18 protein-coding genes and 1 tRNA gene are annotated in these 20,169 nt (G+C 60.3%); 9 read left to right on the top strand and 10 right to left on the bottom strand.

Features of this window, described 5'->3' with window-relative positions; genetic code table 11:
• Positions 1–64: 64 nt before the first annotated feature.
• From BBOU_RS01530 to BBOU_RS01520, 4 genes are read right to left on the bottom strand one after another with little or no spacing between them, the layout of a single operon-like run.
• Positions 65–310: a helix-turn-helix transcriptional regulator gene (locus tag BBOU_RS01530; RefSeq protein ID WP_033490635.1), complete on the bottom strand. Its 246-nt coding sequence runs from the start codon at positions 308–310 to the stop codon at positions 65–67.
• Positions 311–326: 16 nt separating this feature from the next.
• Positions 327–752 carry a hypothetical protein gene (locus tag BBOU_RS09165; RefSeq protein WP_152595661.1) on the bottom strand — a complete coding sequence of 142 codons (426 nt, stop codon included), beginning with the start codon at positions 750–752 and terminating at the stop codon, positions 327–329.
• Positions 753–803: 51 nt separating this feature from the next.
• The gene (locus BBOU_RS01525) at positions 804–1,139 is read right to left on the bottom strand and encodes a hypothetical protein (RefSeq protein WP_156098061.1); all 336 of its coding nucleotides are present in this window, start codon (positions 1,137–1,139) and stop codon (positions 804–806) included.
• Positions 1,140–1,176: 37 nt separating this feature from the next.
• Entirely contained in the window at positions 1,177–1,467 is a 291-nt protein-coding gene (locus tag BBOU_RS01520; RefSeq protein WP_162176996.1) for a helix-turn-helix domain-containing protein, read from the bottom strand.
• 92 nt (positions 1,468–1,559) lie between these two features.
• Here BBOU_RS01520 and BBOU_RS01515 point away from each other — a divergent pair, with 92 nt between their 5' ends.
• The 5 genes from BBOU_RS01515 to BBOU_RS08985 all read left to right on the top strand — a co-directional run bounded on the left by BBOU_RS01515 (position 1,560) and on the right by BBOU_RS08985 (position 5,191).
• Positions 1,560–2,003 carry a helix-turn-helix domain-containing protein gene (locus BBOU_RS01515; RefSeq protein WP_026502460.1) on the top strand — a complete coding sequence of 148 codons (444 nt, stop codon included), beginning with the start codon at positions 1,560–1,562 and terminating at the stop codon, positions 2,001–2,003.
• Positions 2,004–2,040: 37 nt separating this feature from the next.
• Positions 2,041–2,526, top strand: coding sequence for a hypothetical protein (locus BBOU_RS01510; RefSeq protein WP_026502459.1), 486 nt, complete (start codon positions 2,041–2,043; stop codon positions 2,524–2,526).
• Between the two features lie 78 nt (positions 2,527–2,604).
• A complete protein-coding gene (gene dinD / locus BBOU_RS01505) occupies positions 2,605–3,468 on the top strand; it encodes a DNA damage-inducible protein D (protein WP_338010545.1) in 864 nt (287 codons plus the stop codon).
• Positions 3,461–3,859 (top strand): ImmA/IrrE family metallo-endopeptidase, encoded by a 399-nt coding sequence (locus tag BBOU_RS01500; RefSeq protein WP_428829164.1) that lies wholly within the window; start codon positions 3,461–3,463, stop codon positions 3,857–3,859. The genes dinD and BBOU_RS01500 overlap by 8 nt, the downstream gene beginning before the upstream one ends.
• 63 nt (positions 3,860–3,922) lie before the next feature.
• Positions 3,923–5,191, top strand: a complete 1,269-nt coding sequence (locus BBOU_RS08985) for a tyrosine-type recombinase/integrase (RefSeq protein WP_081815458.1) — start codon at positions 3,923–3,925, stop codon at positions 5,189–5,191.
• Positions 5,192–5,293: 102 nt separating this feature from the next.
• Here the strand turns inward: BBOU_RS08985 and BBOU_RS01490 are convergent.
• A tRNA-Pro gene (locus tag BBOU_RS01490) sits at positions 5,294–5,367 on the bottom strand.
• 217 nt (positions 5,368–5,584) lie between these two features.
• Here BBOU_RS01490 and aroA point away from each other — a divergent pair.
• A complete protein-coding gene (aroA, locus tag BBOU_RS01485; protein ID WP_026502455.1) occupies positions 5,585–6,982 on the top strand; it encodes a 3-phosphoshikimate 1-carboxyvinyltransferase in 1,398 nt (465 codons plus the stop codon).
• A 294-nt stretch (positions 6,983–7,276) separates the two neighbouring features.
• Here aroA and BBOU_RS01480 read toward each other — a convergent pair whose 3' ends face one another.
• The 4 genes from BBOU_RS01480 to BBOU_RS01465 all read right to left on the bottom strand — a co-directional run bounded on the left by BBOU_RS01480 (position 7,277) and on the right by BBOU_RS01465 (position 14,290).
• Positions 7,277–8,506, bottom strand: a complete 1,230-nt coding sequence (locus tag BBOU_RS01480) for an acetate/propionate family kinase (RefSeq protein ID WP_015450420.1) — start codon at positions 8,504–8,506, stop codon at positions 7,277–7,279.
• A gap of 174 nt (positions 8,507–8,680) precedes the next feature.
• The gene (gene pta / locus BBOU_RS01475; protein WP_026502454.1) at positions 8,681–10,366 is read right to left on the bottom strand and encodes a phosphate acetyltransferase; all 1,686 of its coding nucleotides are present in this window, start codon (positions 10,364–10,366) and stop codon (positions 8,681–8,683) included.
• A gap of 123 nt (positions 10,367–10,489) precedes the next feature.
• The gene (locus BBOU_RS01470) at positions 10,490–11,299 is read right to left on the bottom strand and encodes a hypothetical protein (protein WP_026502453.1); all 810 of its coding nucleotides are present in this window, start codon (positions 11,297–11,299) and stop codon (positions 10,490–10,492) included.
• A gap of 513 nt (positions 11,300–11,812) precedes the next feature.
• Positions 11,813–14,290 carry a phosphoketolase gene (locus BBOU_RS01465; protein ID WP_026502452.1) on the bottom strand — a complete coding sequence of 826 codons (2,478 nt, stop codon included), beginning with the start codon at positions 14,288–14,290 and terminating at the stop codon, positions 11,813–11,815.
• Positions 14,291–15,043: 753 nt separating this feature from the next.
• Between BBOU_RS01465 and guaA the strand changes: the two genes are divergently transcribed.
• The 3 genes from guaA (at position 15,044) to BBOU_RS01445 (ending at position 19,553) form a co-directional block, all read left to right on the top strand.
• Positions 15,044–16,606 carry a glutamine-hydrolyzing GMP synthase gene (guaA, locus tag BBOU_RS01455; RefSeq protein WP_026502450.1) on the top strand — a complete coding sequence of 521 codons (1,563 nt, stop codon included), beginning with the start codon at positions 15,044–15,046 and terminating at the stop codon, positions 16,604–16,606.
• Between the two features lie 500 nt (positions 16,607–17,106).
• A complete protein-coding gene (locus BBOU_RS01450; RefSeq protein ID WP_033490630.1) occupies positions 17,107–18,330 on the top strand; it encodes an amidase family protein in 1,224 nt (407 codons plus the stop codon).
• Between the two features lie 320 nt (positions 18,331–18,650).
• A complete protein-coding gene (locus tag BBOU_RS01445) occupies positions 18,651–19,553 on the top strand; it encodes a tetratricopeptide repeat protein (RefSeq protein WP_026502449.1) in 903 nt (300 codons plus the stop codon).
• Between the two features lie 428 nt (positions 19,554–19,981).
• Here the strand turns inward: BBOU_RS01445 and BBOU_RS09280 are convergent.
• Positions 19,982–20,169, bottom strand: a 188-nt coding sequence (locus tag BBOU_RS09280; RefSeq protein ID WP_035142618.1) for a hypothetical protein, incomplete at its 5' end; no start/stop codon positions are given.

Raw genomic sequence — 20,169 nt, 5'->3', positions numbered from 1 at the left:
GCCAGGGAAAGACTGAACAGCCCGGCCGTGAGTGATATGCATGCCGGCAGCCATGTCTCACCCATCACGCACCCACCTCTTCCTCGTATTCGGCCGTGCACTGGTACAGGTGTTGCGCTAAATAGGCGATCATCTGCTCCTTCGGATACATGACGGTCCGTCCCACCTTCACGAACTTCGGGCCGATGCCCGCGCTACGCCAGTACGCCAGGGTGCCTTCCTTGATGCCGCAGTTGTCCGCGATGTCCTTCGTTGTGTTCATCGGCTTCAACGCCGCCGCCAATGCGGCGAACACCTCTTTGTCATCCATCACGCGCCCGCTCCTTTCATGCGTTGGTAAGCGCCGATTGCTTTTCCGACGTGTCTCGTTTGAGGACCTTCCTGCCGAGTGGGAGAATGAGCAGACCCGCGCAAAGAAGGGAGGTGATAACATGCAACGCGATCCAGTGAATTCCGCTGATGACGCGAAGACCTACGCACAATCCGGAAACATTCAGCAGGCCATCGTGTCGCTGGCCGATGCCGTGCAGGGCATCGCCGAATACCAGCGGTACATCCGGAACGACCAGTTGAAGATCAAACGTGCGCTGAACATCAGCTGACGTTCGGCCGTCCGCGTGAGAGAGTTCCAATTCCTTGCGGACGGCTTCCCTTATCGCGCCAAGCATCGCCGGGTGCAGGCGTTCGAACTCCTCAACGGAAATCGGGTTCATAGATTCGTCCGGCGTCTCGGCAGGAATGTTGATACTCATCTCGGGTTCTCCTTTCGATTCATTCGTCGGCGAGCGCTTCTTTGTCATCCATCACTTGCCCACCCTTCCCGCTGCGACAGCCTTGAAATTCGCGTCGAGGATGTCCTCGGTCAGGAAGTCCAGGCGCTCCCTGAGCTTGAGGAGCTCCGAAAGGCTGAGGGTGATTTCACGCTTGCCGAGCCCCTCGCCGACGATCAGGACCCCGCCGACCGGCTCCCAGTAGGTGTGGTCGAACGCGGGTTTGAGTGTGATGGGCATATCGCCCCGGTCGATGACCTCCCCGCCGAGCGGGCTGACGTCGAGCAGACGGCCGACTGCGGTCGGCTCCTCGACCGGCTCCTCGGCCGGCGCTTCGGACTCGGTGGTATCATGGTTTTCGAGAATCATTGTCAATACACCTTTCTGGTTCTCATCGCCCGCAGTGTCACCTGCGGGCATTTTCTTTGTCGGCGAGCGCCTCAGCTTCAGAGACAATTGACGACAGTTTCTTTCCTGTGACTTGCGAGATTTTGGAGAGTTCTTCGAAGTTGAAGGTTCCGCCATGCATCTTTCTGAGGAGTGTGCTCCGCGGAATCCCGGTCAATGTTGCCGTTTCCTCTTGGGTGAGGTTGGCGCCCTTGATTGTCCGCTTGAGGATTTCTCCAAGGTCAGCGGCCGTTGGTATTGGTCTCAATCTGCGCTCCTTTCGTTTCCTTCCAAACCGTTCGTGTTTCATATAAGACATGATACGGCGATTGCTTGTCTCAGTCAAAACACGGCGTGTCTTATATGAGACATATTTAGGCCAATACGAAGTAGTCTGGTGCCATGGCAAAGGGAGCAAAAATACCGACCGTAGAGTCGAAGTCACTATCCATCGCAGTAAAGCGCGCAATGGCCGCACGCGATATCAAGACACCGGCTTTGGCGAAAGAATCTGGCGTGCCATATGGCACATTAAGACGGATTCTCGAGCTCAATACCGTCGCCGATTATGAGCAGCTCCAAAAGATTGCTACGGCGCTCAGGATGCCGCTCTCACGCATAATCGCGGATGCGGAACGCCTCGCACAGGACCCTGAGATACAGGCCGAGTCTGTCTCCACGGCCGGCGAGCGCCGGCCTGTTGACGGCGCCGATGAGGGGTCGACGACGACTGCACAAGTCACCGATGATCTCATCGACCGTATCGCCGCCCACCCAGAGGACTATGACGTGGCCGCCAACAAGGATCCGAACGCGCGCTTCGAAGCGGAAACGCCAAGAGATTGAATTTTTAATGCAAATCAACCAAGGAAAGAAGGAAACCATGTACAGGAAGACAATCGCAACGGCCGTCGCGGCGATACTTGCACTCGGACTCGGCGCGTGCGGCAACGCCAACGACGCCAGAACCGCCGACGCCGGCAGTACGAGCCAATCGCAGACGACGAAGAAGCCGGCAGAGAAGAAGCCGGTAGAACAGCCTGCGGATCTGACCGGCACGTGGAAGCAGACCAACTCCGGCAGCACGGATTCCTGGATGGAGGCCGAGATCACGGCCGACACGATCACCGTCCAGTGGGTCAGTGACAACGGCGATACGAAGAGCCTGTATTGGAAGGGCTCCTACAATGCGCCGGACAAGGCCGGCGACTGGAAGTGGACGAGCCAGGGAGACACCGCGGCGATGCAGGCGTCCCTGCTCGGCTCGCAGGACGCCACCAAGGACTTCACCTATACCAAGGCGGACGGCGTCAGCTGGGAAACCACCGCGATGGGCACCACCACAGTGGTGAAGACCGCCAAGCAGTGAACGACAAGCCGACCAAAAACCATTGGAAACATTGGCAATAGACCATTTTGCCGACGTCAGGAAAATGGTTGGGGAAGGATGAATATGGACAAGGAAACCATTGCCCGATACGCCGCGTCCTTGGATACGCTCCTCAATAAGGATGAGAATGGCGTGGAATTCTGGCATGCAAGAGAACTGATGAAGTATATGGGCTATACGAAATGGGAGAACTTCGCAAAGGTAATACAGCGCGCCCAATCGGCATGTCAGAACGCCGGGCAGCCGGTCGAAGCGCACTTCCGCGACACCAAACGGGACGTCGAGCTTGGCAGCGGCGCCATTCGTTCCATCGATGATGTGAAGCTGACCCGTTACGCCTGCTATCTGGTGGCCCAGAACGGCGATCCGCGCAAGGAGGAGGTCGCGCTGCTGCAAAGCTATTTCGCCGTGCAGACGCGCACCGCGGAGCTTCTTGAGCAGCGCATGGGCGAGATCCTGCGCATCGCGGGAAGGCACGCGTTGACCGCCGAGGAGAAGCAGCTCAGCTCGCTCGCATACAAGCGCGGGGTCGGGGAGAAGGACTTCGGCGTGATCCGTTCGCGCGGCGATCAGGCGCTGTTCGGCATGAGTACGACGGAAATGAAATTCAGGCTCGATGTGCCGAAGAGCCGTCCGCTGGCCGATGTGCTCCATCCTATCGCCGTGACGGCGAAGCAGCTCGCCACGCAGATGACGAACTACGGGATCCAGGAACGCGACCTGCACGGGACACCGGCAATCACCCAAGAGCATGTGGACAACAACAAGGCCGTGCGAAAGAGCCTGTTCAGCCGTGGCATCGCGCCGGAAGACCTCCCGGCGATGGAGGACATCAAGAAGGTCGAGCGCAGGGCGAAGCGCGACGAGAAGCGCATCGAGGGAACCGGCTTCAGAAACGAGGATGCCGAAGCAGGTGAATGACAGCATCCTGACATCCTGGTCGGAAACATTGGGGGTCCGGATCGAGGAACGCCGGTTGGCCGGAGACAGGTGCGGACTCTACTACGATCCGCTCCGTCTCATCATCATCGACGAACGGCTGGCCGGTTTCCAACGCCGCTGCACATTGTGCCACGAGCTCATACACGCCAGACACCACGACCCCGGATGCGGCAGCCAATACGGAATCAAATGCGAGCGCCGTTGCCGTAGGGAGACCGCGTTGGCGTTGATCAGTCCGGTGGATTATGGCATGGCCGAGACGGTGTACGAGGGCAATACGTGGATGATGGCCGTGGAGCTGGGCGTGACAGTGCAGGTGTTGGAGGATTACCGGCAGCTGCTCCGCGATTCCGGCGTGTGCATGCAATGAAAAAGGCCACGGTGCCCGCATATCCGCGAGCGCCGGGGCGAAAAACATGTGGGAGGAAGCGCCATGAAAGTGACCATTGATGACCTGTGGCTCAAGAATGACGATGATGGCAATCCGCCGAGTCGTGCGGCCAAACGCTCTTTGGCGAACTCACGCGATCCGATGAAGGCCAATGTGCCTGAGAAGTGGCGTAAAAGCCGTTATGGGGTCGGGATGCGCTGGCGTTGTCATTGGACCATCGTCAAGGATGGTAGACGTGTGCAGAGGGTGAAGCAGTTCGCCAGGCTCGCCGAAGCGCAGGAATATGCCGCGGCCATGGAGGACGACATCAGGCGGGGACGCTACCGCGATCCCCGTCAGGAGCTTCGTGTCCTGGATGATGTGGCCGGCGAATGGCTCGCGTCGAAGGTCGATCTGAAACCCGGCACCGCAGGCCGGTATGCGAGGGAGCTGCGCCTGTACATCCTGCCCAAATGGGGTGGCATGACGTTGCGTGAGCTTCGCCCTGACATGCTGCAGGAGTGGGTCGGCCAGCTCATGGACGGTGGTTATCCGGCCGCGTTGCCGGACGGGCGTGATTCGAAGCCGCTGAGCGCGAGAAGCATCCGCAATATCATGAAAGTCGTCCTCAAGGGCATCTTTGACTACGCCGTCTCGAACGGGTGGATCGGTGAGAATCCTGTGGACAGGGTCACCGTGCCGAAGATCGTCTCCGACGACGACATGGTGTTCCTCTCGGTCCGCGAGGTCGAGTTGCTCGCGGACGAGGCGGAGAGGATCGGGAAGCCGGTGGACGGTCTGCTGGTCAGATGGCAGGCCTATACGGGATGCCGCATAGGCGAATCGCTTGCCCTCAAGGTCGGTGACGTGGACGCGGACAAACGGCGAGCCAGGATAGGCCGCACATGGACTGACGACGGGCACGGCGGCAGCATGCTCGGCACCCCGAAGAACGGAAAGGCCCGCAACATCGCGATACCACGGTTCCTCATGCCGCAGATCAAGGCGCAGATGGATGGCATGGGTGATGACGACTGGCTGTTCCGTGCCACCCGTGGCGGGAACGTCTGGACGAACACGTGGCGGACAAGGATATGGAACAAGGCCGTCAAAGCGGCCGGCATGGAGGACGCGGGCGTGACCATACACAGTCTGCGCCACACATACGCGAGCTTCGCGATCGCCCAGGGCGCGGACGTGAAGACCCTGCAGATGCAGCTCGGCCACTCCTCTCCCAGCATTACATTGAACACCTACACGGCGCTCTGGCCGGAACGATTGGACGACGTGGCCGACGCGATCGGAGCCCTCCGCGAGCGCGAACTCGTGTGAATCGGGCGTGGAGGTACCGCGGCGTTTGTATGCATTTGTATGCGGATTGTTTTCGACGGAAAAAATAAGCCCTTGAAAACCTAATGTTTCCAAGGGCTCCGGTCGGGCTGACAGGATTCGAACCTGCGACATCCTGCTCCCAAAGCAGGCGCGCTACCAAACTGCGCTACAGCCCGATGTGTCAAACGGCACAATCACCCATTATACCTAAAGCCAAGACGAGTACGACACGACACTGTTATTCCATCGCCATTTCGCCGGAGTTCCACCGTTATTGCATTGTCATTCCCGCCGCCCTTCCGTTCTGTCTGCACTGGCTTGTCTCGCAGACTTTTCTCCCATATGCTGTGATGAGGCGTCGCCAGATGCGGCGTTTCGGATACTATGGTGACCATGACCGAACACGCATATCCCGACCCTTGGCCCGCGCCGGTGGCGAGCCGTCCGCTTAACGCGACTGTGACCATTCCGGGCAGCAAATCGCTGTCCAACCGTTTCCTCATCCTCGCCGCGCTTGGCACGAAGCCGGTCACGCTGCACGGATTGCTGCGTTCACGAGACACCGAACTCATGATGGACGCACTGCGCACGCTCGGTGTGCATTGCGAGGCGAATCCAGACACCGAGACCACGGTGACGGTGACGCCCCCGGCCGGCGGGCGGTTCCACGGTTCGGATACCGTGTATTGCGGGCTCGCCGGCACGGTGATGCGTTTCGTGCCCGGCCTCGTCCTGTTCGCCGACGGTCCGGTCCGCTTTGACGGGGACGAGCAAGCCTATCAGCGGCCGATGGGGCCAATCCTCGACGGTCTCGAGCAACTCGGCGCGACAATCGCCTACGAGGGGGAGCCCGGACGATTGCCGTTCACCATCACCCCGCCACAGCATGCGCATATCGACGGCCAGCGTCGGCATGTCGCCATCGACTCGTCATCATCCTCCCAGTTCATCTCCGGGCTGCTGCTGATCGGTTCGCGGCTCCCCGGCGGGCTTGACCTCGCCCACACCGGCGAACACCTGCCCAGCATGCCGCATATCCGCATGACCATGCATGATGTCGAAGCCGCGGGTGGGCATATCAGCATGCCCGAGCCGGGACACTGGATCGTGGATCCCGCGCAGCTTGCACTGCCTGCGGACGTCACCGTCGAACCGGACCTGTCCAATGCCGCGCCCTTCCTCGAGGCGGCGATGATCGCTTCCGGCAGCGTGTCCATACCGAACTGGCCGTATATCACCACCCAGCCCGGGGGACTGCTGCCCGGAATCCTGCAACATATGGGCGCGAGCATCACCCTCGACGGCACACCATTCGACGAAGCCATGCGTCAAGCCCAAACCCAACCACACGCATACACCCACCGGTCGGGAACACTGACCTTGACCGGCAACGGCACCATCCACGGGCTTGGAGATTACGACATGTCCGCCGCGGGGGAGATCGCCCCGAGCATCGCCGCCGCGGCCGCGCTCGCCGACACGCCGTCAGCGCTGCATGGCATCGGGCATCTGCGCGGCCATGAGACCAATCGTTTGGCCGCGTTGGTCACCGAAATCAAGCGGATCGGCGGAAAAGCCGAGGAGCTGCCTGACGGGCTTGCCATCGAACCTGTCCCGCGCGCTTCACTGCACGCTGCGGTCATGGAAAGCTACGCCGACCACCGTATGGCGACCTTCGCCGCCATGATCGGGCTCGCCGTGCCAGGCATCGAAATTCGCAACATCGCGACCACACGCAAGACGATTCCCGATTTCCCCGGCATGTGGTCGGATATGCTCGCGCAACACTGATTCGCGTCATCGCTGTTGTGGCAACTGGGATTGTGTGATCGCGCCGTATTGCTTGTGATTGCTCCCATCTCTGTTTCTGCCGACGCTGACAGTCCGCTCAGCGTCGGCAGAAACAGAGATGGGATCCGCTGGGGGTGCAAAGGAAGGCACCACGCACCTGATTGTGACACGCAAGTATATACGAATGAGGGGCTGTGAGGATGTTTCTGCGCATCCTCACAGCCCCTCAACTGTGCCAACGTTCAGCGGTTACCGACTGTGTCATTGACCAGCCGGTCAAACTGACTGGCGTATTCAGCGGGTGAACTCGTTGCCATAGGAGTCCTTGCCCTCCGCGGCGATGGTCGCGGACTTGCGGGCGATGGCGAGCTCCTCGTTGGTCGGCACGACGGCGATGACCACGGAGCTGTCCGGCGTGGAGATGACGCGCGGCTGCTTGGAACGCGTATTGTTCTTCTCCTCGTCGAGCTTGACACCGAACGGGGCGAGACGATCGCACACCATCTTGCGCACGATTTCGTCGTTCTCGCCGACACCGGCGGTGAAGGTGATCACGTCGACGCCACCCATCTGAGCGGTGAAGTCGCCCACGTACTTGATGATGCGGTGCACGTACACGTCGAGCGCGAGCTTGGCATCCTTGTCGCCGGCGGCGACGAGCTTGTGGACCTCACGCATATCGGCGTGGCCGCACATGCCGGTCAGGCCGGAACGCTTGTTGAACAGGGTGTCCAGCTCGTCCACGCTCATGTGGGCGTTGCGAATCAGGTGGAAGACGGCAGCCGGGTCGATATCGCCGGTACGGCCGCCCATCATGAGGCCCTCGAGCGGGGTCAGACCCATGGAGGTGTCGATCGGCTTGCCGGAGATCTGGGCGGAGGCAGAAGCGCCGTTGCCGATATGCAGGACGATCTGCTTGAGGCCTTCAGCGGGCTTGCCGATGATATCCGGGACGACGGAGCCGACATACTCGTGGGAGGTGCCGTGAGCGCCGTAGCGGCGGATGTGGTACTGCTCGGCGATGTCCTTGTTCAGCGCGTAGGTGCTGGCCTCGGCCGGCAGCTGGAAGAAGAAGGAGGAATCGAACACGAAGACCTGCGGCACGTCAGGCAGCAGCTGACGCATGACTTCAGCGCCCTTGGCCTCCGGGCCGTTGTGCAGCGGGGCGAGCACGGCGAGATCCTTGACCTGGTTGATGGTCTTGTCGGTGACGAGCGCCGGCTTCGGGAAGATGTAGCCGCCCTGGACCACGCGGTGACCGACAGCCACGATGCCAGCCTCGGACAGCTTCGGGCCGTACTGCTCGAAGAAGCCGAGGACACGCTTCAGGCCCTGCTCATGATCGTGGATGGGCTCTTCGAGCTCATGCTTCTCACCGTTGTACTCGTGCTTGTAATGGCCGTCGGTCGGCTCGCCGATCTTCTCAACGAGGCCGGAAGCGAGACCTTCACCGGTCTCGAGGTCGACCAGCTGGTACTTGATCGAGCTGGAACCCGAATTGATGACAAGGACGGTTTTCGCCATAGTGGGCATCCTCCATTGTTGTGTACGATCCGTGCGGTTTTGCACGGCTACCATTGCTGACTTTACTCGTGAGCGGCTACAAATCGGGGCGTACGCCATGGCGAATCCATGAGCGTACGCCCCTCGTCACAGGGCTTGCCCGGCAGCTCCGGCTCCGGTCCAGCCCGCCCGCGGTCAGTTTTCTTTCGTCTGCAACGCCGTCAATGCGATGGTGTTGATGATATCCTGGACGGTCGCGCCGCGAGACAGGTCGTTGACCGGTCGGTTGAGGCCCTGCAGCACTGGCCCGATTGCGCGGGCGCCCGACGCACGCTGGACTGCCTTGTACCCGATATTGCCGGCGCTCAGGTCCGGGAAGACGAACACGCTGACGTGCCCGGCGACCGGGTTGCCAGGCGCCTTGGTTGCAGCCACCTCCGGCTCCCACGCGGCATCGAACTGGATTGGCCCGACCAGGGGCAAATCCGGCTGCTGTTCATGCACCAATGCGGTGGCTTCCTCGACCAAGTCGACGTCCGGCCCCTTGCCCGAGCCGAGCGTCGAATACGACAGCATGCCCACCCGTGGCGCGATGCCGAGACTTTTGGCCGTGCGCGCCGATTCGATGGCGATTTCTGCGAGTTGACGGGCATCCGGATTCGGTGTGATTGCCACGTCCGCGAAGACGGCGACATGCGTCTTGAAGCACATGAGGAACGCGCCGGACACCAGCGAATTGCCTGGCTTGGTCTTGATGACCTGCAAGGCTGGCCGCACGGTGTTCGCTGTGGAGTTGACTGAGCCGGACACCAGCCCGTCTGCCTTGCCGAGCACGACAAGCATCGTGCCGAAATAGCTCGGATCCTTGAGCTGCTCGCGCGCCTTATCAGGTGTCATGCCTTTCTTGGCCCGCAGCTCGCACAGCTTGTCAATCATCGGGGCGAGAACGGTTTCATCGTTCATGCTCTGGAAGTGTGCCTTGGACAGGTGTTTGAGTCCGAGTTCGTCGCCATGCTTGAGGATGTCATCGCGTTCGCCGAGAATCAGCAGGTCGACGACCTCGCGTTCGAGCAGATAATCCGCGGCCTCGAGAATACGGCATTCTTCGCCTTCCGGCAGTACGATGGTCGCGCCGGACTCCTTGGCACCATGCAGCAGTTTGTTCTGGAACGCGTATGGCGTGGTGGCAGGGGAGAAGGGCGTGTTGATTGCCGCACGCACCTCGTCGGCGGGAGCGTTGTCGCGGAATGCTTTGAGCGCGCGCTCTGCGGCATCGTCATGCTCGGGATCGGGGAAATCGACCGCGGGAATCGTCCACACCGGAATATCGAGCTCGGACAAGGCCTGACGCGCATCCGCCGCTTTCTCGGGCGTGCAGCCGGTCACGAAGACACCGACGACGGCCGAGCCGCCGTGTTCGATCGCCTGACGGCAGGATTCGACGGTCGCGAGCACTTCCTCGCCATTGCGTCGCATAGTGCACACCGCCAGGAACACCGGGGATTTGAGGTCGGCGGCGATATCGACGTCAAGTTCGAAGCTGTGCGGATTGAACACGTGGGAGGCGTCGGTGCCGACGATGACCATGGCTTCCGCGTCGCTGGCTTTCACAGTGTCGTAGTAGGCGGAGACGATGTCGGGGCGGACGCACTGCGGGTGCTCGCGTGCATACTTGGGGCATACTCCGCGCACATCCTCAAGGCTCTGACCCGCATTCGACGCTTCGACAAGGGACTGCGTGATGGGGCTTTTTCGACATGCGATCGGGCGGAACACCCCGGTGCGTGCCACGGCGGTCAGGGCGTCAAGCACCCCGTACGCCACGACGTTGCGGCCATTGCCGCCTTCTGGGCTTGCGATATAAATCACTCGTTCCGACATACTGCTCCTTGATTCAGGCCGTCGCGCGTCTATGCACGAGGCTTGGACGTGAACTGTTCCGTTCTATTGTACGGTCGTTGCGTTTCGCGGTATATCACTGTGTCGAAAGAGGAGCTGTCTGTGTCACTGCCTCAGCGGGCTGTCGACATACGGACAGGAGTATGAGATTTCAAGGTGCGTATTCGGCAGCCGGGAGATGATGAGTTTGCCGCCTTTCACCGTGTGAGCGGAGCCGTCGCATCGGTAATATAGCGCCTTGTCGACCTCCACGTCCTCCTGCTTACCATTCGCGTCCGTCCCTACAACATGGTAGAAGGTTCTATGGCATCCATAGTTGCCACAATTCACATCATATCCCTCTTGTCTGGACGTGCTGATGTTGGTCAGTGTGACCTGTTCAGGATTGCCGACGTAAGGTATGTCCTTGACCGCAGGAATGAAGAAGAAATGTGTAGAGGCGATGAGCGCGGCAACAATGACCAGGATGGCTATCACAGCTTCGAAGGGTCGCAGATTGGGCCCGGTTTCGGACTTGTGCTGGAAGCCGTCTCGCAGCAAGGCGCAGCACATCACCGCTGTTACCGTGAGCATGGGCACGCACAACAGTGCGCAGATGTAATAGAAGCGGTCAAGCACCCGCCACTCGCTCATCGGGAAATCAAAGCCTCCGATGAGAATCGCCGGAACGATGGCGATGATGGGCATGATGACACTGAGCATACCGACCAGCACAGCGAAGACAAGGGTGAATGTCTCGCTGAAGTCGAATCTGGCATTCAGAATCTTCTCTTTTGTTGTCTTACCGGTCTCCTGCACCCAGTCTTGTCTGTCCGGTGGCGTGGCGCCGGCGGTGTCCGGAGCGGTAACCGGTGCCGAAGGACTGGTCGGCGAGTATTGCTGGGGCGGAATGGTATTCTCTGATGCGTCATCCATGACGGCGGGCTCTCTTCCAATGTGCTGTGTATAGCAGAAGCTGCATCATTATATCATCGGCGACTTGGAGGACCAACATCGGGTAAACGGTAGGCGAATTGTGGCAGGTAACGGATACATGCGTCATCGAGTGACTGCAAGGTCCCGTAGTCTGTGCACGATGCCATCCATGAGTATGCTCTGCTGTGTCGCGTATATCACTGCATGCGTAACACGACGGATGCCTAGGGGGAGAGTTGCTTGGTGTTGTGTGTCCGGTATCTTACGTATGCCCCGGCATGCTCAACATGGCAGATGCCGGAGTATCTGCCATCATTCCCCGTGTTCTTGCCGGTTGTGTATGTCGCGGCATGCGTAACACGGTGAGCCTGAGAAAACGGATAATATCGGTCTGTCTTTTCCGATGTTGTCTGCGATTCCCCCGACATTACGGCAGGAGGGGCACCGGGATGTTGTTCCCGATGCCCCTCCTGAGCTTAAGGCTTATGCCTCATGCGTCTTGCGACGCTTCAATCACTCGTTGTCGCCAGCGGTTGCGGCGGTGGCGGTGACGGCGCCCTGCTTGGCGGTGTTCACGCCCGGCCACACCCAGTCGGTGTAATCCGGATGATCGTAGCCCTTGTCGACCGCGAACTGGAAGGCTTCGTCGCGGAAGGCCTCCAGCTTGTCGATCTCAGCGGCGTACTTGTCGGTATCAACCATGCGCAGAGCCTCAGCGGTCAGCTCGTAGCGGTCGATGTTGTTGACGCGCACCATGTCGTACGGCGTGGTGGTGGAGCCCTGCTCTTCGTAGCCGTGAACGTTGAAGTTGTCGTGGTTCGGGCGATCGTAGATCAGGCCGCGCACGTCGCGGGCATAGGAGTGGTAGGCGAACAGGACCGGCTTGTCGGTGGTGAACAGGTCAGCGAACTCCTCATCGGTGAGCGCCTCGTTGTTCTCCTTGGCAGACTGGAGCTTGACCAGATCCACCACGTTGACGACCTTGAACTTGATGCCGAGCTTGTTGAGCTTGTCGGCAGCAGCCATGATCTCCTGGGTCGGAACGTCGCCGACGGAAGCGAGGACGATGTCGGCCTCGTCGTTGGACTTGACGTTGGAAGCCCACTTCCACTCGGCAGCACCCTTCTCGAGCTCGGCACGAGCCTCGTCGAGGGACAGCCAGGTGGCGGCCGGCTGCTTGCCGGCGATGATCGCGTTGATCATGTTGGTGGACTTGAAGCACTTCTCGGCGACGGCCAGCAGCATGTTGGAATCAACCGGGAAGTAGATGCCAATCACGTGGTCGTTGTTGAAGCACTTGTTCAGCAGCACGGAGGTCACACCCGGATCCTGATGGGAGAAGCCGTTGTGATCCTGACGCCACACGTGGGAGGAGACCAGCAGGTTCATGGAGGAGATCGGCTTGCGCCACGGGATCTCACGAACCGTTGCCTCGAGCCACTTTGCGTGCTGGTTCAGCATGGAGTCGATCACGTGCACGAAGGACTCGTAGGAGCTCCAGATGCCGTGACGGCCGGTGAGCAGGTAGCCTTCGAGGAAACCTTCCATCTGATGCTCGGAAAGCTGCTCGGTGACCTGGCCGGTGACGGCCATGTGCTCATCAACCTGAGCGGACAGGTAGCCGGCATCCCACTGCTTGTTGGTCACTTCATAAGCGGCAGCAAGACGGTTGGAAGCGGTCTCGTCCGGTCCGAAGATACGGAACGAATCCGGGTTGTTCTTGATGATGTCGCGGCAGTAGACACCGAGACGACGGGTGGCCTCGAGCTGACCCCAGCCGTGGCCGTACTCGGAGACTTCCTTGACCTCGTAGTCCTCGAGCTTCGGCAGGTTGAGCTCCTCGCGGATGCGGCCGCCGTTGGCGTTCGGGTTCTGGCCGATGCGCAGCTCGCCCTTCGGCATGAAGGCGGTGACTTCCGGACGCACAGCGCCCTTGTCGTCGAACAGCTCTTCCGGCTTGTAGGACTCGAGCCAGTTCTTGAGCACCTGGAAGTGCTCTTCGGTATCGCGAGCGGAAGCCAGCGGCACCTGGTGAGCGCGCCAAGAGCCCTCGGTCTTCTTGCCGTCGATGAACTTCGGGCAGGTCCAGCCCTTCGGGGTGCGGAAGATGATCATCGGGTAGAACGGACGGGTCATGTCGTCGGTCTGAGCCGCGGCCTTGATGTCGCAGATCTCGTCGAAGACGGACTCGAACAGGTCGGCGAAGCGACGGTGGATGGACATGTGGTCCTCATCGTCGAAGCCAGCGACGAACTCGTACGGCTCATAGCCCATGCCGTGGAAGAACTCATGCAGCTCTTCGTCGGAGATGCGGGAGAGGATGGTCGGGTTGGCGATCTTGTAGCCGTTGAGGTGCAGGATCGGCAGCACGATACCGTCGGTGCGCGGGTTGATGAGCTTGTTGGACTGCCAGCCGGTAGCCAGCGGGCCGGTCTCAGCTTCGCCGTCGCCGACGATGGCCGGCACGAACAGGCTCGGGTTGTTCATCACAGCGCCGTAGGCGTGGGACAGGGCGTAACCCAGCTCGCCACCTTCGTGGATGGAACCCGGAGTCTCCGGAGCGAAGTGGGACGGGATGCCGCCCGGGTAAGAGAACTGACGGAAGAACTTCTGCAGGCCAGCCTCATCCTTGGTGATGTTCGGGTAGTACTCGGTGTAGGTGCCGTCCAGGTAGGACTGAGCGGTGCCGGCCGGGCCGCCGTGGCCCGGGCCCATGATGATCACCGTGTTCTGCTGGTGATCGGCGATGAGACGGTTGATGTGGCCGATGAGGAAGTTCAGGCCCGGGGTGGTGCCCCAGTGACCGACGAGACGATGCTTCACGTCTTCGCGGGTGAACGGCTCCTTCATCAGAGGGTTGCTGCGAAGATAGATCTGGCCGATGGACAGGTAGTTGGCGGTGCGCCAGTACTTGTCAACACCTTCGAGGGCTTCCTCGGAAACCGGAGCGTCGAGCTTCTTCCAAGGGGTGCCAATAACAGGATTCGTCATGTGTACTCCTGTACTCCTGCACTGTTCGTGCGATTGGTTGTTTACGTTCGGGCTGGAACTCTTTGGGCTTTGCAGTCCGCAGACTTCCCTCCCTGTCGCGTTTCATGGTACGTGGGGCACACGACTTTTGCACGTTTTTTTGCATGTGTGTTCGGAACTGTTGCCATTATTTTATGTATTGTGAGATTGAGATGGTGAGTATGTGAAGGTGAATGAGAGGTGACATCATCTCGAAACCCGCGGAATATCAAGGAATATAGCAGGCGCCGAACATTCAGCACGTTCATTTCGCTAGAAAACATGGCGGCGTGTTGATGTTCGTCGTGTTCTTTTCGTGTTCGCTTGCGGCGAGAGTCGGTCTTTGGCGGTGGCCGTGCGTCGCTTGTGACTGGATGGTCACATGGCTGGCATGTACATGGCCGGATGGACGCGTGATGAGCGGTAACCGGCTGCCCTGCAACCGGATGGACACACGCCGGCCGGCTACCACGTTCGGCTGCCGTGCGATGGCGGATACACCGCATCCGTGCGACTGCATCATCGCACGACCGGCACTTTGTAATCATCGCGGCTTGAACCCCAACCATAACCGGCCGCTATGCGACTGGTCCGTCGCATAGCGGGCGCTATCGCCGACGCGATGCCGCGAATGATCATCGATACAGCCGCGCCGCCCGCGTCGTTGTCGCCTTGCCACGCAACAATATATATGTTGTTGTGATCAGTCGAAGATACAGATAGGGAGAGTCACCTATGGCGAAAGGTCCAGTACTCGTCGTCGATTTCGGCGCACAGTACGCCCAGCTCATCGCGCGTCGTGTGCGTGAAGCCAACGTGTATTCCGAGCTTGTGCCCCATTCCATGTCAGCCGATGAGATGCTTGCCAAGGATCCTAAGGCCATCATCCTTTCTGGCGGCCCGGCGTCCGTGTTCGAGCCCGGAGCCCCCGGCATCGACAAGAAGGTGTTCGAAGCCGGCGTTCCGGTGCTCGGCATCTGCTATGGCTTCCAGGTTATGGCATACGAGCTTGGCGGCACGGTTGATAAGGCGGCGCTCGGTGAGTACGGCAAGACCGAGACCAGCATTGATGACACTGAAGGCATTCTCGCCGGTTCCCCTGCCGAGCAGACCACGTGGATGAGCCATGGCGTGGCTGTGGAGAAGGCGCCTGAAGGGTTCAAGGTGCTCGCCCACACCGAGGGCGCTCCGGTCGCTGCGATGGAGGATGATTCCCGCAAACTGTACGGCGTGCAATGGCATCCTGAAGTCAAGCACACCCCGCGCGGCCAGGAGCTTATCGAGACCTTCCTGCACAAGTGCGCCGGTCTTGACCGCGATTGGGACGCATCGAACATCATTGAGGATCAGGTCAAGAAGATCCGTGAAGAGGTCGGCGACGCCCAGGTCATCTGCGGTCTGTCCGGCGGCGTGGATTCAGCCGTGGCGGCGGCGCTCGTGCATAAGGCGATCGGGGATCAGCTGACCTGCGTGTTCGTGGACCATGGCCTGCTGCGCAAGGGCGAAGCCGAGCAGGTCAAGCATGATTTCGTCAAGGCGACCGGCATCAAGCTCATCGCCGTTGACGCATCCGAGGACTTCCTCACCGCGCTCAAGGGCGTGTCCGAACCGGAACGCAAGCGCAAGATCATCGGTGAGAAGTTCATCCGCACGTTCGAAAAGGCCCAGCGTCAGGTCATCGAGGAAGCCGGCAAGAACGGCGCTGAGGTGAAGTATCTCGTGCAGGGCACCCTGTATCCGGATGTCGTCGAGTCCGGCGGCGGTGATGGTGCGGCCAACATCAAGAGCCACCACAATGTCGGCGGTCTGCCCAAGGACATCAAGTTCAAGCTGATTGAACCGCTGCGCACCTTATTCAAAGATGAGGTGCGTGCAATCGGCACCAAGCTTGGTCTGCCGGACGATATCGTTTGGCGTCAGCCGTTCCCCGGTCCGGGGCTTGGTATCCGCATCATCGGCGAAATCACCCGCGAACGGCTCGATTTGCTGCGTGAAGCTGACGCCATCGCCCGCGAGGAACTGTCGAAGGCCGGTCTTGACCGCGATATCTGGCAGTGCCCGGTTGTGCTTTTGGCTGACGTTCATTCCGTGGGCGTCCAGGGTGACGAACGCACCTATGGCTCGCCGATTGTGCTGCGTCCGGTCAGCTCCGAGGACGCTATGACCGCCGACTGGTCTCGCGTCCCGTATGACGTGCTCGCCACCATCTCCACGCGTATCACCAACGAATGCCGTGGCATCAACCGCGTGGTGCTTGACGTGACCAGCAAGCCGCCGGCAACCATCGAATGGGAGTGATGCCGGAGCACGCCGAATACGCGCATGCCCTGAAACCATAGGAATCTTCGGGGATCGCCGGGATAATTCGGCAATCCGGTGAGAGGCTCGCAAGTCGTCACGACGACGACTTGCGAGCCTCTTGTTGTATATCGGTCGTATCTTGTCGTATCCGATAGCAGCCGGACGCTCGTACCGCATACGTTCGCCGCGTATGTTCGACGTTTGTCGAGTACTTTCACCGTATACTCGCGTCACTGATTCCCGATGGCTTGACATCGTCACATGCCCTTGACCTAGCACGCCTACGATGGGGAACGACATTGACCGGCGCGACACTAGCCGGACGCGACACCAACCGGATTCAGCGTCGGCCGGTCACAACGCTGGTCGGACGTGTGCAGTGAGTTGGGCGTCAAACTGCATCATCGAGCTGCATGATCGACGGGAGGAACGACATGACATACCGGACATCACATGGGGTATCGCTTCAGCACGCAGGTGATGGCGCCGCCGTGCACATGGCAACCGGGGCGCGGGCCATTGATCCGACCGTCTGGCGCGTCGTCGGAACACCGCTCATTGCCGCTACCCGCCTCGGTCCGCTGTCTGGCATGGGTGTCGCAGTGAAGGATTTGTACGCGGTCGCCGGGCAACGCGTCGGGGCAGGCAATCCCACGTATTTGGCCGAAGCGCCCGTACAAGAGCATTCCGCTCCCGCGGTCCAACGTCTACTTGACGCGGGGGCGGATGTCATCGGCATCGCACAGACGGACGAATTCGCATACTCCCTTGCCGGTGCCAACGCGCATTACGGTACGCCGCCGAACCCGAGAGCGCCGGGACGCGTACCGGGAGGATCGTCTTCCGGCCCGGCAAGCGCGGTAGCCTCAACACAGGCGACCATCGGTTTGGGAACGGATACAGCGGGATCGATCCGCATTCCATCCGCATATCAAGGATTGTGGGGGTTGCGCACCACGCACGGCAGAATCAGCCGTGATGGCGTGCATCCGCTGTCCGGATCATTCGACACGGTCGGCTGGATGACCCGCGACGCACAGGCCATGGACGCCGTGACGCACGCGATGCTGCCTGACCGGGACACGGCGACATTGTCCGGCGAAGTGGCGGTCTGCGTGTTGCCCAGCCGGATGGTTGATGCGGATGTCGCCGAAGCGTTCGGGCGTTCCTGCGATATGATGCGCAACGCGATGACAGCCAACGGACTTGCCCGAACGCACACGTGGGATGAACTCACATTGGATGCCGACATGTTTGACGGGTTTCTTGACATCTTCTCCGTGGTACGCGGTTATGAGGCGTGGCAAGCCAACGGCGGCTGGGTACGTGGGCATTTCGACGCAATCGCCCCGGATATCGCCCAGCGTTTCCGCAACGATGCGCTGATCGGCGAGACCGCATATCGCCGAGGATTGGAACGGTTGGAGCAATCCCGCGCGATGGTCAGGTCACTGGTGGGCGACAGGGTGCTGCTCATGCCGACCGCCGCCACTGTCGCCCCGACCCTCACGGAACAAGATGACCACGACACTGCGGCCCGCACGCGCAAACAGACCATGCGTCTGACGTCCCTTGCCGGCATCGGAGGCCTTCCCGCCTTGAATATGCCCATCGCAACCGCGCAAGGACTGCCGTGCGGCGTGTGTCTGATCGGTCCCGCAGGGAGTGATAAGGCGTTGGTGGCGTTCGGCAAGGAGCTTCGCCGGCGGCTTTCGGCGTGAGCTCGCGCGATAGCGATAGTGATAGAGGCAGTGGGCGGCGACTGACATCGGGGGCGGAGAGTGTCGTCCGTCTGTACAGCGATTGCGATTGGCATCCGTCTGCACGGCCCGCGGGCAATCGCAGTTTGCCGCGGTGGCAGTCGATTCGGCGTATCGCCTTGCAATCATGCGGAAGTTGGAATCGTCACGCCGTTTCGCGTAGAGTAGGAGAAGGATTTCAGATGCCGCAAGAGACGCGGCAGCTGGTGGCGAAGGGCCGCGAGATATGCAGCATGAAGCAATGCAAAGCATCATGATGCAGCCAGGAGAAAGGGAAGACCATGGACGATTTCGATGACGATGAGAACATGTCCTTCGAAGAGTCACTGAGCCACGACGAGATGGGGCCGGTGACTGTGGAGACGTTGCAGAATATCGAGCAGCAGATCAACGAGCAGAACGGGGTGCCCGTGTGGGCGGTCGTGCAGAACCTGTTCGTGCCGACCGCACACCGCATTATGCAGGATGCCGGGAGCGTGGTCGGCGGACGGGCGGCGAGTTTCGTGCGTTCCACATTGGAAGAAGTGATTCGCACCACGCCGGATTCCGGCGATGACCTGCCTGATTTGTCGCTGAGCGTCACCGGCGCCATGACCTTGCTTGGTTCGTACTATTACGATGGTGTGCTCGGCGAGCAGGATTATGCCAAGGCGTTCGAATACTATAAGGCTGCTGCGGAACGTGGCGGTATACGTGCCACGCTGAATCTGGGGTACTGCTACCAGTACGCCCACGGGACCGGGCGTGATGACGGCAAAGCCTGCACCTGCTATAACGTGGCGTATCTCGCTGACCCCACCAACCCTGAAGCGCGCTACAAGATGGCCGACATGTTCTTCAACGGATATGGTGTGCCGCGCAACGAAACCGTGGCCGTACAAGCGTATCTTGAGATTCTCGACCAAGTCACCGATGATGACAATCAACAGTGGTTCGCGGAGAATGAGGAATCACTGTACCGCCGGCTCGCGCTCGCGTATCGCGATGGCAGGGGAGTCAAGCGCAGCCCGCTCAAGGCGCTTGAGTATTACGAGAAGCTGGAGATCATCCACTATCGTGACTTGGCGCATGGGCGGCGTGACACACCGTATTACAGTACTGCACAACATTTGGACAGTGTGCAGAAGGAGATCGCCAAACTGCGGGCGGAGTTGGATTCCGATCCGACGGCGGCGTCGATGTAACGTAGCAGGAAGGCAGGGGGTTTTGCCCGGGCTCAGCATACAACGCGACCGGGAAGACTGCGCATAACGCGGTGCAGACAACGCCGTTTGCGCCGCCAAGCGCACTGTGACAGGTCGAGCGGGAATCACCATTGGTCCTTTCACACGTTCTTGAGACGTTCCATGTCTGTGTGCCGGTGTTTCGTAAGGTGCGGTGGGCGAATATCTCCGGTGTGTCATCAATAGGCTTAGCCAGAAAGAAATATCAGGCAGTCACAGCCGGGAGACGTGGCCGCACTCCTCCTCACCCCACTCACCAGGCAGCAAGCCAGCTTAGCCGTCAACCTCACCCGGATGCGTACCGGCGGTTGATGGCCGCATGGATACCCAGCCAGTTGGTGAAACCGCGACGCATGGACGAGTAGACGATACGCTGCGAATTAGACCGGCTACCGTGCAGGGATATCCACGCGTGGCGTACCCTTGGCACGATTGTCGCCCGCCTCGTCGTGTAAATACGGGTTCGGCGGATCAAGTTTGAACCCCATGTCCAAGCCGATGGCAAGCAGCCATGCCGTCCACCGGGCGTCACCCGTCCGCCCGTCCAACAGCCAGTGAAGCGTGGCCGTCGCCGGAC

The organism is Bifidobacterium boum (assembly GCF_000741535.1).
GTDB lineage: Bacteria > Actinomycetota > Actinomycetes > Actinomycetales > Bifidobacteriaceae > Bifidobacterium > Bifidobacterium boum.
Note: the sequence above shows the minus strand (reverse complement) of the source record. Positions and strands in the feature narration are given on the sequence as shown.

Bases quoted from the DNA above. Each gene is read 5' to 3' on its own strand.
- guaA (WP_026502450.1), top strand. From the start codon at position 15,044: ATGGCGAAAGGTCCAGTACTCGTCGTCGATTTCGGCGCACAGTACGCC.
- BBOU_RS01470 (WP_026502453.1), bottom strand. From the start codon at position 11,299: ATGGATGACGCATCAGAGAATACCATTCCGCCCCAGCAATACTCGCCG.
- BBOU_RS01525 (WP_156098061.1), bottom strand. From the start codon at position 1,139: ATGATTCTCGAAAACCATGATACCACCGAGTCCGAAGCGCCGGCCGAG.
- BBOU_RS01515 (WP_026502460.1), top strand. From the start codon at position 1,560: ATGGCAAAGGGAGCAAAAATACCGACCGTAGAGTCGAAGTCACTATCC.
- BBOU_RS08985 (WP_081815458.1), top strand. From the start codon at position 3,923: ATGAAAGTGACCATTGATGACCTGTGGCTCAAGAATGACGATGATGGC.
- BBOU_RS01510 (WP_026502459.1), top strand. From the start codon at position 2,041: ATGTACAGGAAGACAATCGCAACGGCCGTCGCGGCGATACTTGCACTC.
- BBOU_RS01480 (WP_015450420.1), bottom strand. From the start codon at position 8,506: ATGGCGAAAACCGTCCTTGTCATCAATTCGGGTTCCAGCTCGATCAAG.
- pta (WP_026502454.1), bottom strand. From the start codon at position 10,366: ATGTCGGAACGAGTGATTTATATCGCAAGCCCAGAAGGCGGCAATGGC.
- BBOU_RS01465 (WP_026502452.1), bottom strand. From the start codon at position 14,290: ATGACGAATCCTGTTATTGGCACCCCTTGGAAGAAGCTCGACGCTCCG.
- BBOU_RS01530 (WP_033490635.1), bottom strand. From the start codon at position 310: ATGGATGACAAAGAGGTGTTCGCCGCATTGGCGGCGGCGTTGAAGCCG.
- aroA (WP_026502455.1), top strand. From the start codon at position 5,585: ATGACCGAACACGCATATCCCGACCCTTGGCCCGCGCCGGTGGCGAGC.
- BBOU_RS01450 (WP_033490630.1), top strand. From the start codon at position 17,107: ATGGCAACCGGGGCGCGGGCCATTGATCCGACCGTCTGGCGCGTCGTC.
- BBOU_RS01520 (WP_162176996.1), bottom strand. From the start codon at position 1,467: ATGAAACACGAACGGTTTGGAAGGAAACGAAAGGAGCGCAGATTGAGA.
- BBOU_RS09165 (WP_152595661.1), bottom strand. From the start codon at position 752: ATGAGTATCAACATTCCTGCCGAGACGCCGGACGAATCTATGAACCCG.
- dinD (WP_338010545.1), top strand. From the start codon at position 2,605: ATGAATATGGACAAGGAAACCATTGCCCGATACGCCGCGTCCTTGGAT.
- BBOU_RS01445 (WP_026502449.1), top strand. From the start codon at position 18,651: ATGGACGATTTCGATGACGATGAGAACATGTCCTTCGAAGAGTCACTG.